Below are 12,931 nucleotides of genomic sequence, written 5' to 3'. Positions count from 1 at the left end.
GCCGCCGTGCCGGGCTAGCGTGGACGAGCGACGGAAGGAGCCAGCCATGGCGCGCATCCTCATCATCGGCGGACACGGCAAGGTCGCCCTGCTGCTCGAACCGATCCTGGCCGCTGCCGGGCACACCGTGACCGCCGTCATCCGCAATCCCGAGCACGAGTCCGACGTCGCCGCGACCGGCGCACAGCCTCTCGTCGCCGACATCGAGGCCTTCGACGTCGACCAGCTGCGGAACCTCCTGAGCGGCAACGACGTCGTCGTGTGGTCCGCCGGAGCGGGCGGGGGCGACCCCCGCCGCACGTACGCCGTCGACCGGGACGCCGCGATCCGCTCGATGGACGCGGGGGTGCAGGCGGGCGTCGACCGGTACGTCATGGTCTCGTGGATCGGCTCTCGGGCCGACCACGGCATCGACCGCGACTCGTCGTTCTTCACGTACGCGGATGCGAAATGGGCGGCCGACGCCCACCTCGAGGCGAGCGACCTCGACTGGACGATCGTCGCGCCGGGTACGCTCACGCTCGACCCGCCGACGGGCCGCATCGAGATCGATCCGGAGGGCCGCGGCGAGGTGTCGCGCGCCGACGTCGCCGCGGTGGTGGCCGCCGTCATCGCGGACGACTCCACGATCGGCCGCACGATCCGGTTCGGCAACGGCGACGAGCACATCGGGCACGCCGTCGCCGGCTGATCACCGGCCGACGGGCATCAGCGAGCGCATCCCGCCGGGGCGTGACGGGTCAATCGACGCGCACGAACCGCGGGCCGGAGTATCCATCGCGATCGACCGGCTCGTCCCACATCTCCCGCGGACGCACCCAGAGGCCCGAGTCTCCCGAGAGCGGGCGGTAGACGACGAGCTGCTCCTCGGTCTCACTGTGGCGGGCGAGCCCGACCACCTCGTACAGGCCGCCTTTGAAGTGCCGATACATTCCTGGCTCGAGCGTCATGGGGCCAGACTACAAATCCGATGCAGGGCGCGCCGCCGTCCTGCCGACCGCCCTAGGCTCGGAGCATGCTTGCCACCGTCATCCATGCAGCCCGCGACATCCGTGTCGAAGAAGTCCCCGATCCCGAGCTGTCCACCGGCGCCGACGCGATCGTGCGCGTGGTCGCAGCGTGCGTGTGCGGATCGGATCTGTGGCCGTATCGCGGGGTCACGCCCACCGAGGAACCGCATCGCATCGGCCACGAGTTCGTCGGCGTGGTGGAGCGCGTCGGGCCGGAGGTGCGCGTCGTCAAGGAGGGTGACTTCGTGATCGCTCCGTTCTACGTGTGCGACGGCACGTGCATCAACTGCCGCAACGGCGTCAGCACCTCCTGCCTCACCGGCGGATGGTGGGGGAGCGATGACCGCTTCGGCGGATTCGCCGACGGCGGCCAGGGGGAGCGCGTCCGCGTTCCGCTCGCCGACGGCACGCTCGCGGTCGTCCCCGGCCCGGTCTCGCCCGACGAGATCCCGGGACTTCTCACGCTGAGCGACGTGATGGGCACGGGCCACCACGCCGCCGTCTCGGCGGGAGTGCGCCCGGGCGACGCGGTGGCCGTCGTCGGCGACGGCGCCGTCGGCCTCTGCGCGATCATCGCCGCCAAGCGGCTCGGCGCCGCCACGATCATCGCCATGTCGCGGCACCCGCAGCGGCAGGCCCTCGCCCGCGAGTTCGGCGCCACGCACATCGTCGAGGAGCGGGGCGAGGACGGCGTGAACCGCGTTCGTGAGCTCACCGAGGGCATCGGGGCGGACCGCGTCCTGGAGTGCGTGGGCACGAAGGAGTCGATGGACCAGGCGCTGCGCTCCGCGCGCCCGGGCGGAATGGTCGGGTACGTCGGTGTGCCGAACGGCGGCCCTGAGCTCCCGATCCGCCAGATGTTCGGACGGAACGTCGGCGTCGCCGGCGGTGTCGCGCCGGTGCGCGGCTACATCGAGGAGCTGCTGCCCGACGTTCGCTCGGGTGCCATCCGGCCCGGGCTCGTCTTCGACCTCGAACTGCCGCTCACCGAGGCCGCCGAGGCGTATGCCGCGATGGACGAGCGACGGGCGACGAAGGTGCTGCTCCGCCCGTGATTCCGGCGCGTCAGGCCGGTGCGGGAACATCGCGTACGGGGCTCGCGTTCTGATACTCTGGAGTGTCACGCGTGTGGCTGTCTCGCCACGCCTGGGCTCCGGCTTGCGCCGGCCGCCATGTGACATCGCACGAAAACAATCCGCTTCGCTTCGGCCGAGGCATCCGCTCGCCCCGCGCGACCCGGAACCGCGACCGAGCCCGACACCCCAACCCAACAAGGACAACCCACTACATGACTACCGCAACGACCGCCCCGGCCACCAAGCAGGTCGCCATCAACGACATCGGATCTGCTGAGGACTTCCTGGCAGCGGTCGAGAAGACCCTCAAGTTCTTCAATGACGGAGACCTCATCGAAGGCACCGTCGTGAAGATCGACCGCGACGAGGTCCTCCTCGACGTCGGCTACAAGACCGAGGGTGTCATCCCCTCGCGCGAGCTCTCCATCAAGCACGACGTCGACCCCAACGAGGTCGTCAAGGTCGGCGACGCCGTCGAGGCGCTCGTTCTCCAGAAGGAGGACAAGGAAGGCCGCCTCATCCTGTCGAAGAAGCGCGCCCAGTACGAGCGCGCGTGGGGCGACGTCGAGAAGATCAAGGAGAACGACGGTGTCGTCACCGGTTCTGTGATCGAGGTCGTCAAGGGTGGCCTCATCGTCGACATCGGACTCCGTGGCTTCCTCCCCGCTTCGCTCATCGAGCTGCGCCGCGTCCGCGACCTCACGCCGTACCTCGGCCAGGAGATCGAGGCCAAGATCCTCGAGCTCGACAAGAACCGCAACAACGTCGTGCTGTCGCGCCGCGCCCTGCTCGAGCAGACGCAGTCCGAGTCGCGCACCACGTTCCTCAACAACCTGCACAAGGGTCAGGTCCGCAAGGGCGTCGTCTCGTCGATCGTCAACTTCGGTGCGTTCGTCGACCTGGGCGGCGTGGACGGTCTCGTGCACGTCTCCGAGCTCTCGTGGAAGCACATCGAGCACGCGTCCGAGGTCGTCGAGGTCGGCCAGGAGGTCACCGTCGAGATCCTCGAGGTCGACCTGGACCGCGAGCGCGTCTCGCTGTCGCTGAAGGCGACGCAGGAGGACCCGTGGCAGGTCTTCGCCCGCACGCACGCGATCGGTCAGGTCGCTCCGGGCAAGGTCACCAAGCTCGTTCCGTTCGGTGCGTTCGTCCGCGTCGCGGACGGCATCGAGGGCCTCGTGCACATCTCGGAGCTGTCGGGCAAGCACGTCGAGCTCGCCGAGCAGGTCGTGTCGGTCGGCGAAGAGGTCTTCGTCAAGATCATCGACATCGACCTCGAGCGTCGCCGCATCTCGCTGTCGCTCAAGCAGGCGAACGAGTCGGTGGACCCCAACGGCACCGAGTTCGACCCGGCGCTGTACGGCATGGTCACCGAGTACGACGAGAACGGCGAGTACAAGTACCCCGAGGGCTTCGACCCCGAGTCGGGTGCCTGGCTCGAGGGCTTCGACGCCCAGCGCGAGAAGTGGGAGCAGGAGTACGCCGCTGCCCAGGGTCGCTGGGAGGCGCACAAGGCCGTCGTCGCGAAGGCGCTCGAGGCCGAGGCCGCTGCTCCGGTCGAGACCGGCGCGTCGACCTTCTCGTCCGACAGCGGCCCCGCGGGCACGCTGGCCGACGACGAGGCTCTCGCCGCTCTGCGTGAGAAGCTGTCGGGCCGCTGATAGCCACGCGGTGATCGAGGAGCGCACACGCGCACATCGAGATCCGGTCGAAAGGGCCGGGACCTTCGGGTCCCGGCCCTTTCGGGTTCTCGCATGTCGGCGCCGCTTCGTACACTCGCGGTGTGCCCGGTGATTGTGTGGTGGGGAGCGGATGCCGCGGCCCCGTGCCGCCGGACGCACCGGTGCCCCTCTGCGAGTGGCACCTCGCCGTGGCATCCGAGTGGGATCAGCGGCACCACGGCGTGACCGACACCCTGCCCTCACCGTGTGCGGTGTGCGCGTCTCGCCTCGGCGTGCGCTATCCGTCCGGATGGCTCTGCGCGGTGTGCGAATGGCGCCACGGCGACATCGTCGACGACGAGTTGCCGCCGCCGCGCGTCGACATCGTGTACTACCTGCGGTACGCGGACCGCATCAAGATCGGCACGACCTCCAACCCGCGTCAGCGTCTTGCGGCGATCTGGCACGACGAGGTGCTGGCCTTCGAGCGCGGCGACCGCGCCGTCGAGCGCCGCCGTCACGCACAGTTCGCCGCTGACCGATTCGCCGGGACCGAGTGGTTCCACAGCTCGCCGGCGCTTCGCCAGCACGTGGCGGAGCGATCCGCGGGTGTGGAGGACCCCTGGCTGCTCTACGCCCGCTGGGTCAGCGAGGCCGTCGCGGCGCGCGGATGACGCCGCCGGCGTCTCCGCGGCCAGCCGCCCACAGCGCGCTCAAAGGAACCGGGCCTAGCGTCGGGAGTCCCGACCGGACGGAGGACGATCATGGGTTTCCTGGACCGCCTTTTCGGCAGCGACGACGAGCGGCAGACGCCGCCGGTTCCGCAGAACGGCGACGGCGGGCCCGCGCAGCCCGCGGCCGGCCGTCCCGGTGCACAGCCCCCGCGCAGCCCGGACGAGCTCGCGATCGAGCGCTACCGCTACCTCCTCCGAACCGCACCGCCGGAGACGATCGAGCAGGTCCACGCCGAAGCCTTCGCCAAGCTCACCGACGCGCAGCGTCAGCAGGTGCTCGCCGAGCTGTCGGCGAGCCTCCCGGATTCCGAGCGCCCCGGTTCTGCCGACCCCCGGGCGATGGCGCGCGCGGCCACGCGTGCCGAGTACACGCAGCCCGGGTTCATGGAGCGCACACTCGGTCCGCAGCGTCAGAGCGGCGGTCCGTCGTTCGGGGCGATGGTCGGCTCGTCGATCCTCGGAACCGTCGCCGGCTACGTCATCGGGTCGGCCCTCGTGAGCGCGTTCCTTGCGCCGTCCATGGCGTACGACCAGGGCTACGACGACGGCTCCGCGGAGGGCGCGAGCGGCGAATCCGGCCCGGACGACGGGGCCGCAGCAGGCGACGGCTGGGGCGATTCGGGCTCCGGCTGGGGCGGTGACGCGGGCGGGAGCGACGCCGGTGCGGACTTCGGCGGATTCGGCGGCGACTTCGGCGGCGACTTCGGGTTCTGATCACCCGTGCGCGCCCCGCGCGCGGAGGCGCCGGCATCCGTTAGCGTCACCGTATGGTCGCCGCGACGAATGACGAGCGGCGCCCCGTCCCGCGCGCCCGGCGGGAAGGGCGCGCGCGAGCCGCGTGGCTGCGCCCCGATTTCGCGGACCGCACGCGCGAGCGCACCGCCACGCTGAATCAGCTGCTGCTGGCCTCGGTCGTCTTCGCGCTCGGGGTGCTCGTCGCCGTCGGGCCGTTCCCGGGCGATCCCGTGCTCTTCTTCGCCGGCGTCGTGATGGTCGTGATCGTGACCGGCGCGACCCTCGTGATTCCGTGGAACCGGTTCGCGTGGGGCTGGGTCGCCCTCGTCCCGGCCGTCGACATCGCGGCGATCACCCTCATGCAGCTCGCGGCGCCCGGCACCGCGATGGGACTGCTGTGGATCTTCCCCACGACGTGGCTGGCGTCTGGCTTCGGACTGCTGGGTCTGTTCGCGGTGATCGTCTCCATCGCCGCCATCATCACGGTGCTGACGGTGGCCAGTGCGCAGGAGGTGACCTACACGACCTTCCTGCTGCCGCTGGTCCTCTTCGCGGTTGCGGCGACGAGCCATCTCACCGCCCGGAGGTCAGACGCGCAGCGCACCCTGCTGGCCAAGCAGGCGCAGCTCCTGCGGCGCGTGCTGGAGAGCTCCCGGAGGCAGGAGCAGGTCGTCACCGAGGTCCTCGACGCCGTCGACTTCGGGGTCATCCGGGTCGAGGCCGACGGCCGGGTGGCCGTGACCAATGAGGCCCATGGCCGGCTCCAGCGCGCGGTGCGCGCCGACGGCGAGGATGTCGTGGCATTCCGCGATGACGGCGTCACACGCCTTCCGCCCGACGAGCTGCCCGTCGAGAGGGCGCTCCGAGGCGAGGCGTTCGACAGTCAGGTGGTGTGGTTCGGCGAGGAGCCCGGTCCGCGTAAAGCGCTCAGCATCACCGCGCGACGGCTGCTCGACCCCGACGGAGGCGATTCGGGGGCCGTGGTGATCTCGCGAGACGTGACCTCCGAGCTCGAGGCGCTGCGGGCGCGCGACGAACTGGTGGCCTCGGTGTCGCACGAACTGCGGACCCCCCTGACCTCGATCCTCGGGTACCTCGATCTGGCGATCGAGGAGCCCGGCATCCCCGACCACGTGCGTGCGAACCTCGACATCGCCGAGCGCAACGCCGAACGGCTCCTGCGGATCGTCGCCGACATCCTCGCGGCCTCCTCGTCGTCGTCGTCGTCCATCGAGGCCTCCATGACGCCCCAGGCCCTCGACGCGCGGGAGATCGTGCGCGCGTCCGGCGAAGCCCTGCTCCCACGCGCCACGATGCGCGCGGTGGAGATCGACACGACCGGCCTCGAGGACGCGCCGGTGTGGGGCGACCCGGTGCGCTTGCGCCAGGTGGTCGACAACCTCGTCTCGAACGCGATCGCGTACAACAAGGACGGCGGCACGGTGTTCCTCGGCACGACGACCGACGGGACATCCACGTGGATCCTGGTGCGCGACACCGGGATCGGCATCAGTGAGAGCGATCGATCGCGGCTCTTCCAGCGGTTCTACAAGGCGGGTGCACGGCGTCGCTCCGGCACGGGACTCGGGCTCGCCATCACTCGCGACATCGTGCGGGCGCACGGCGGCGAGCTGGGACTTCACAGCTCGCCGGGCGTGGGCTCCACCTTCGTCGTCAAGCTCCCCGCCATCGCCCCGGAAGGAACGGCCGCATGACCCTCGATCTCACGAGCGTCGTCATCATGACGGCGCTGGTCGTCAACGTGAGCGGCATCCTCTTCATCGTCGAGACGCTGCTGCGCCGCGACGAGGGAGCGGGGCGCATCTGGGCGCTCGGCTTCCTCGCCGCCATGCTGACCACGCTGGCCTACACGATGTGGTCCCAATCGGACGGGGCGTGGTGGGCCGTGGCGGTCGGCAACAGCGCCTTCGTCGCGGGCACCGGCTGCATGTGGCTCGGCTGCCGTGTCTTCAACGGCCGGCGCATGGACTGGGCGGCCGCCCTCGTGGCCGGAGGCGTCCTCGCCGCGGCGGTCGCCGTCGCGGTGGAGGGACCGGATGGAGGCGACTGGGCTGGCGCGGTCTGGATGTTCGTCGGGCTGCTGGCCTTCGCGGCGGCCGGAGCTGTCGAGTGCCTGCGCGGCGCGCTGCGCGAGGCGCGCACGGCGTGGGTCCTCGCCGCCGTGCTCGGCTTCCAGTCCCTCTACTACGTGTCCCGCACCACGGCGTTCCTCACGTCGGGTCCCGACAGCCCGCTGTTCCAGAACGCGTTCGGCACGATCCCGACCAGCTTCCTCACCGTGGTGCTGACGATCGTGGCCGTGGTGAGCACGTCCGTGCTGCGGGCCTCCCGGGCGCCCATGCGGGGCCATCTCCGGCGGTCGGCGGTCGGCGTCCCCAAGGACGGCATCCTGCCTGCCGAGTCGTTCGCCGACGCACTGGAGAACCTGTGCGAGCGTGCGGCCTGGCGCGGCGAGATCGTGGGCGTCACCGCTGTGCGCATCGACGATCTCGAGCAGATCTCGACCGCGTTCGGCAGCGAGGTCGCCCGCTCGGTGACCGACACGTGGCGCACGGGCGTCCGTCGCCATGCGCCGACCAACGCACTGGTGGCCGAGGACGGCGAGACCGGGCTCTTCGTCGGCGCCGTGCTCGACACCGCGATCGAGGCCAGGCGGCAGGCCGGTGCGATCTACCGCGGGTTGTTCGACGATCTCGGGAAGGTCGGCGGGGGCGTCATCCCTGTCGTCGGCGTGGGCATCGCGCTGAGCGAGGCGGTCGGCTACGAACCAGAGGCGCTCATGAGGGTCGCCCGTGAGACGGCCAGCCGCGCGTCGTCGAGCGTCGAGACGTCGGTGCTGATGGCGGAGGCCGAGTAGAGGCATCCGCCCCTGACGTCCCGCCTCTCAGGACGCGGTGAGACGGTACCCGACGCCGCGGACCGTCTCGATCCATCGGGGGCTCGTGGGGGACTCGCCGAGCTTGCGCCGGAGATTGGCGACATGCACCTCGATGGCGCGGGCGTCGCTGTCGCTGACGAACTCGACCCCGGTGAACTGCTCGCCGCGCAGCATGAGGGCGAGGTCCGACTTGCCGCGCACGCGCCGACCAGCCGCGAGCAGATCGGCGAGGATGTCGAACTCGCTCCGGGTGAGCTCGAGGTCTTCGCCGTCGACCGTGACGATGCGCATCTCCGGGTTGAGGCGCAGGCCCTGGTGCTCGAGCCACGCACCCGATGGTTCGGATGCCTCGGCGGGCGCCACCGCTGCGACGTGCTGGCGGGGGCGGCGCAGCATCGCGTCGATGCGTGCGCGCAGCTCGCGGGGGCGGAACGGCTTTGCGACGTAGTCGTCGGCCCCGGCCTCCAGGCCCTGCAGTGCGTCGATCTCCTCGGTCCTGGCGCTGAGCATGACGATGTACGTCGCGCTGACGGCCCGGATGCGCTTGGCGGTCTCGAAACCGTCCATGCCGGGCATGTTGACGTCCAGGGTCGTCACGAGTGGCTGGTGTTCGCGCACGAGGTCGAGGCCGACGTATCCGTCCGGGGCTCCGTGAACCTCGAAGCCGGCCTGGGAGAGCACCGCAGAGAGGAGGGACCGGATGTCTTCCTCGTCCTCGATAACGACGGCTACGCGCGCTTCTTCCACCGACTCACCCTCCGGCGCCGGCATGGGGAAAGCCGGTTCCTGGATGTCGGTCATGATATCCCAGAACGCGTTCTGGAAGAGGCGGGCGGGCTCGGACGTCACGGCGTGTCCTGCCGGGAACGTGTCGGCACAGCGAGGGCTGCCCCGGCGGGGCGGCGACCCGGATCACGAGGATCGGGTGCGCCGGCCCCGCCGGAGCGTGAGGCCGCTGACAGAGCGACATGAACCCCCCCACGTCGCTCTGCGCGTGCCCCTGCGGTGCGGTGAGGGGAGGCGGTCGCCCCCACGACCGCCTCCCCGCCGTACCGGATACGGACATCTGCGCTCCGCCCTGCGGCGGTGTCGGAGAAGGGGAATGGGCATGCGACCGACGTCACAGAGTCACGTCGGCTCACGTCCCCATCACCCCCAGCTGTTTCCTTTTGCAGACCCGCGTACTTTCGGGTTGACCCGACCGTACTCGCGTGCCCTCAAGCCACCCTCAGTGCGACCTCAGGAGCACCCAAGGGTTCGATGCCCCGGCTGGCGGCGGGCGTGGCATCCTCGATGCATGCCTCTCGTCGCACTCACCGGTGGCATCGCCTCCGGCAAGTCCACGATCGCCCGCCGCCTCGCCGAGCACGGCGCCGTCGTGGTCGACGCCGACCAGATCGTGCGGGACGTCCAGCAGCCCGGGTCCCCGGTGCTGGCGGCCATCGCCACCGCTTTCGGCAGCGATGTCGTCTCCGCCGACGGATCGCTCGACCGTGCTCGCCTGGGCGCTCGGGTGTTCGGCGACCCCGACGCGATCGCGCGACTCAACGCGATCGTCCATCCCGCGGTGCGCGCCGAGTCCGCCCGCCGCTTCGCGGCCGCGTTGGCCGCCGATCCCTCGGCGGTGGTCGTCTACGACGTGCCGCTGCTCGTCGAGGCACGCGTCGACGATCCCTGGGAGCTCATCGTCGTGGCTCACGCGCCGGAATCGGTGCGGAGACGGCGCCTCGTCGAGCTTCGCGGATTGAGTGAAGCGGATGCCTCGGCGCGCCTGGCCTCGCAGGTCTCCGACGACGCCCGGCTGGCGGTCGCCGACGTCGTGATCGAGACCGGTGGCTCCCTCGACGACACGCTCCGGCAGGTCGACGAGCTGTGGGCGACGATGCCCGAGCGGATCGCCGCGCGCACCTAGTCCGCGTCACCGGTCGCGGGTAGCCTGAGCGCACGAAGGAGGTGCACGATGGGCTGGCTCTCGAAGTTCGTGCGTCGGAGGCGCGTGACGGGCATCTCTGACGAGGAGCGCATGGGGCGCTACGTGTACCTGCTGAACACGCTGCCGGCCTCGGTGATCGAGAGCGCGCACGCGTCGGCCTTCAAGGACCTTCCGGCCGAGCGGCGCCGCGAGATGTTCGAGCAGCTTCGGCCGTTCCTGTCCGACGCGGAGCGGGATGCCTCGACCGACGATCCCACGGTGATCGCCAAGCTCTTCCGGCGCGCGGAAGAGCGCCGAGCGGAGCGCGAGGAGGGCGGTGCGGACCGCCGCAGCGCCGCCACGATGACGGACGAGGCCGACCCGCGCGACCTCGTCGACCCGCGGCAGCTCGTGCTCAGCAGCGGCGCGGCCGCGCTCGTGACGCAGAACTTCCTGCTGTCGGCAGCTGTCGCGACGTACTTCTCTGCGGGTGCCGGCTCGCTCATGCTCGATACCTCGCCGACCTGGATCGGCGACACGTACGACCCCGGTTCGGGCGGCGGCTTCGACGGCGGCGGCTTCGGCGGGGGGTTCGACGGCGGCGGCGGCTTCGGCGGCGGATTCGACGGCGGCGGCTTCGGCGGCGGCTTCGGCGGCGACGGGGGCGGCGGGGGCTGACTCGAGTTCCCCGGAGCCGGTCCAAGGCTGGGCCGACGCCTGCGGCCACGACGGCGGGTCCGCCCGGCGCGAACGGCCGCCCCGGTGTCGGAGGCCCGGCCTACGCTGGAAGGGTGCAAGCCACCCGATCCGTCCGCCCCTTCGAGGTCGTCAGCGAGTACTCGCCGTCCGGCGACCAGCCGCAGGCGATCGCCGAGCTCGCCGCGCGCATCAACGCCGGCGAGACCGACGTGGTGCTCCTCGGCGCCACCGGCACCGGCAAGTCCGCCACGACGGCATGGCTCGTCGAGGCGGTGCAGCGTCCCACGCTCGTCCTGGCGCACAACAAGACGCTGGCCGCGCAGCTGGCGAACGAGTTCCGCGAGCTCATGCCCCACAACGCGGTCGAGTACTTCGTCAGCTATTACGACTACTACCAGCCCGAGGCCTACGTCCCGCAGACAGACACCTTCATCGAGAAGGACTCCTCGATCAACGCCGAGGTCGAGCGCCTGCGTCACTCCACCACGAACTCGCTCCTGAGCCGTCGTGACGTCATCGTGGTGAGCACGGTCTCGTGCATCTACGGCCTCGGGTCTCCCGAGGAGTACCTCCGCGCGATGGTGGCGCTGCAGGTGGGCGAGCGCTACGACCGCGACGCCCTCATCCGCAAGTTCATCGCGATGCAGTACAACCGCAACGACGTCGACTTCTCGCGCGGCAATTTCCGCGTCCGCGGAGACACGATCGAGATCATCCCGGTCTACGAGGAGTACGCGATCCGCGTCGAGATGTTCGGTGACGAGATCGAGGCGCTGTACATGCTGCACCCCCTCACCGGCGACGTCGTGCAGCGGCTCGACGCGGTGCCGATCTTCCCCGCGACGCACTACGCCGCGGGCACAGAGACGGTGCAGCGGGCCATCGGCACGATCGAGCACGAGCTCGAGCACCGCCTGAAAGAGCTCGAGTCGCAGAACAAGCTCCTCGAGGCGCAGCGCCTGCGCATGCGCACGACCTTCGACCTCGAGATGCTGCAGCAGCTCGGCTTCTGCTCGGGCATCGAGAACTATTCGCGTCATCTCGACGGGCGCATGCCCGGTGAGCCTCCCCACACGCTCCTCGACTTCTTCCCCGATGACTTCCTCATGGTGATCGACGAGTCGCACGTGACGGTCCCGCAGATCGGCGCGATGTACGAGGGGGATGCCTCGCGCAAGCGCACCCTCGTCGAGCACGGCTTCCGCCTGCCCAGCGCGCTGGACAACCGGCCGCTGAGGTTCGACGAGTTCAAGGAGCGGGTCGGACAGACGGTGTACCTCTCGGCGACCCCTGGTCGGTACGAGATGGGCATCGCCGACGGCGTGGTCGAGCAGATCATCCGCCCGACGGGTCTCGTCGACCCGCAGATCATCGTCAAGCCCTCGAAGGGCCAGATCGACGATCTGCTCGAAGAGATCCGGATCCGCGCCTCCCGGGATGAGCGCGTGCTCGTCACCACGCTGACGAAGAAGATGGCCGAGGAGCTCACCGACTTCCTCGGAGAGCACGGCGTGCGCGTGCGGTACCTGCATTCCGATGTCGACACGCTCCGTCGCGTCGAGCTGCTGAGCGAGCTCCGAGCCGGCGTCTACGACGTTCTGGTCGGCATCAACCTTCTCCGCGAGGGGCTCGATCTGCCCGAAGTCTCTCTGGTGTCGATCCTCGACGCCGACAAGGAGGGCTTCCTCCGCAGCGGCACGTCGCTCATCCAGACGATCGGCCGCGCGGCGCGAAACGTCTCCGGCGAAGTTCACATGTACGCCGACACCGTGACCGACTCGATGCGCAACGCGATCGAAGAGACCGATCGCCGTCGCGACAAGCAGATCGCCTACAACCTCGAGAACGGCATCGACCCGCAGCCCCTGCGCAAGCGCATCGCCGACATCACCGAAGTGCTCGCGCGTGAGGCATCCGATACCAAGGCGATGCTCTCTCGCAAGGACTCCCGGCTCAAGTCGGGCAAGGGAAAGTCGCCGACGCCGCAGCTACGGCGGGAGGGGATCGCGGCCGAGGGCGCGACCCAGCTGGAGGCCACGATCGCCGACCTCAGCGACCAGATGCTCGCCGCAGCGGGCGAGCTCAAGTTCGAGCTGGCCGCCCGCTTGCGCGACGAAGTCCAAGACCTCAAGAAGGAGCTGCGGGCGATGGAGCGGGCCGGGCACGCTTGATCTGTCCGCGCCGGAGCGCGACCTCGCACGACGA

12 protein-coding genes are annotated in these 12,931 nt (G+C 70.2%); 10 read left to right on the top strand and 2 right to left on the bottom strand.

The window, feature by feature from the left end:
• Positions 1-46 precede the first annotated feature (46 nt).
• Positions 47-691, top strand: coding sequence for an SDR family oxidoreductase (locus HF323_RS11390; RefSeq protein WP_169582677.1), 645 nt, complete (start codon positions 47-49; stop codon positions 689-691).
• A 49-nt stretch (positions 692-740) separates the two neighbouring features.
• Here the strand turns inward: HF323_RS11390 and HF323_RS11385 are convergent, their stop codons facing one another.
• Complete coding sequence (locus HF323_RS11385; RefSeq protein ID WP_169582676.1) at positions 741-950, bottom strand: DUF1653 domain-containing protein; 210 nt, start codon at positions 948-950, stop codon at positions 741-743.
• Between the two features lie 65 nt (positions 951-1,015).
• On the opposite strand from HF323_RS11385, the gene HF323_RS11380 reads away from it, so the two are divergent.
• The 6 genes from HF323_RS11380 (at position 1,016) to HF323_RS11355 (ending at position 8,094) form a co-directional block, all read left to right on the top strand.
• The gene (locus HF323_RS11380; RefSeq protein ID WP_169582675.1) at positions 1,016-2,065 is read left to right on the top strand and encodes a zinc-dependent alcohol dehydrogenase family protein; all 1,050 of its coding nucleotides are present in this window, start codon (positions 1,016-1,018) and stop codon (positions 2,063-2,065) included.
• A 233-nt stretch (positions 2,066-2,298) separates the two neighbouring features.
• Positions 2,299-3,747 (top strand): 30S ribosomal protein S1, encoded by a 1,449-nt coding sequence (gene rpsA, locus HF323_RS11375; RefSeq protein ID WP_169582674.1) that lies wholly within the window; start codon positions 2,299-2,301, stop codon positions 3,745-3,747.
• A gap of 122 nt (positions 3,748-3,869) precedes the next feature.
• A complete protein-coding gene (locus HF323_RS15735; protein ID WP_317451057.1) occupies positions 3,870-4,421 on the top strand; it encodes a GIY-YIG nuclease family protein in 552 nt (183 codons plus the stop codon).
• 90 nt (positions 4,422-4,511) lie between these two features.
• Entirely contained in the window at positions 4,512-5,195 is a 684-nt protein-coding gene (locus HF323_RS11365) for a hypothetical protein (protein WP_169582673.1), read from the top strand.
• A 53-nt stretch (positions 5,196-5,248) separates the two neighbouring features.
• Complete coding sequence (locus tag HF323_RS11360; protein ID WP_169582672.1) at positions 5,249-6,931, top strand: ATP-binding protein; 1,683 nt, start codon at positions 5,249-5,251, stop codon at positions 6,929-6,931.
• Positions 6,928-8,094: a hypothetical protein gene (locus tag HF323_RS11355; protein WP_169582671.1), complete on the top strand. Its 1,167-nt coding sequence runs from the start codon at positions 6,928-6,930 to the stop codon at positions 8,092-8,094. The genes HF323_RS11360 and HF323_RS11355 overlap by 4 nt, the downstream gene beginning before the upstream one ends.
• A 27-nt stretch (positions 8,095-8,121) precedes the next feature.
• Here the strand turns inward: HF323_RS11355 and HF323_RS11350 are convergent, their stop codons facing one another.
• On the bottom strand, positions 8,122-8,916 hold the full coding sequence (locus HF323_RS11350) for a response regulator transcription factor (protein ID WP_188241701.1): 795 nt from the start codon (positions 8,914-8,916) through the stop codon (positions 8,122-8,124).
• Positions 8,917-9,412: 496 nt separating this feature from the next.
• Between HF323_RS11350 and coaE the strand changes: the two genes are divergently transcribed.
• From coaE to uvrB, 3 genes are all read left to right on the top strand, one after another.
• Positions 9,413-10,027 (top strand): dephospho-CoA kinase, encoded by a 615-nt coding sequence (coaE, locus tag HF323_RS11345; RefSeq protein WP_169582670.1) that lies wholly within the window; start codon positions 9,413-9,415, stop codon positions 10,025-10,027.
• A 48-nt stretch (positions 10,028-10,075) separates the two neighbouring features.
• Positions 10,076-10,705 (top strand): hypothetical protein, encoded by a 630-nt coding sequence (locus HF323_RS11340; RefSeq protein ID WP_169582669.1) that lies wholly within the window; start codon positions 10,076-10,078, stop codon positions 10,703-10,705.
• Positions 10,706-10,818: 113 nt separating this feature from the next.
• Complete coding sequence (uvrB, locus tag HF323_RS11335) at positions 10,819-12,897, top strand: excinuclease ABC subunit UvrB (protein ID WP_169582668.1); 2,079 nt, start codon at positions 10,819-10,821, stop codon at positions 12,895-12,897.
• The last annotated feature ends 34 nt before the right edge of the window (positions 12,898-12,931 follow it).

Source organism: Microbacterium sp. MF43 (genome assembly GCF_012847295.1).
Classification (GTDB): Bacteria; Actinomycetota; Actinomycetes; order Actinomycetales; family Microbacteriaceae; genus Microbacterium.
Note: the sequence above shows the minus strand (reverse complement) of the source record. Positions and strands in the feature narration are given on the sequence as shown.

Bases quoted from the DNA above. Each gene is read 5' to 3' on its own strand.
- HF323_RS11390 (WP_169582677.1), top strand. From the start codon at position 47: ATGGCGCGCATCCTCATCATCGGCGGACACGGCAAGGTCGCCCTGCTG.
- HF323_RS11385 (WP_169582676.1), bottom strand. From the start codon at position 950: ATGACGCTCGAGCCAGGAATGTATCGGCACTTCAAAGGCGGCCTGTAC.
- HF323_RS11380 (WP_169582675.1), top strand. From the start codon at position 1,016: ATGCTTGCCACCGTCATCCATGCAGCCCGCGACATCCGTGTCGAAGAA.
- rpsA (WP_169582674.1), top strand. From the start codon at position 2,299: ATGACTACCGCAACGACCGCCCCGGCCACCAAGCAGGTCGCCATCAAC.
- HF323_RS11365 (WP_169582673.1), top strand. From the start codon at position 4,512: ATGGGTTTCCTGGACCGCCTTTTCGGCAGCGACGACGAGCGGCAGACG.
- HF323_RS11360 (WP_169582672.1), top strand. From the start codon at position 5,249: ATGGTCGCCGCGACGAATGACGAGCGGCGCCCCGTCCCGCGCGCCCGG.
- HF323_RS11355 (WP_169582671.1), top strand. From the start codon at position 6,928: ATGACCCTCGATCTCACGAGCGTCGTCATCATGACGGCGCTGGTCGTC.
- HF323_RS11350 (WP_188241701.1), bottom strand. From the start codon at position 8,916: ATGACCGACATCCAGGAACCGGCTTTCCCCATGCCGGCGCCGGAGGGT.
- coaE (WP_169582670.1), top strand. From the start codon at position 9,413: ATGCCTCTCGTCGCACTCACCGGTGGCATCGCCTCCGGCAAGTCCACG.
- HF323_RS11340 (WP_169582669.1), top strand. From the start codon at position 10,076: ATGGGCTGGCTCTCGAAGTTCGTGCGTCGGAGGCGCGTGACGGGCATC.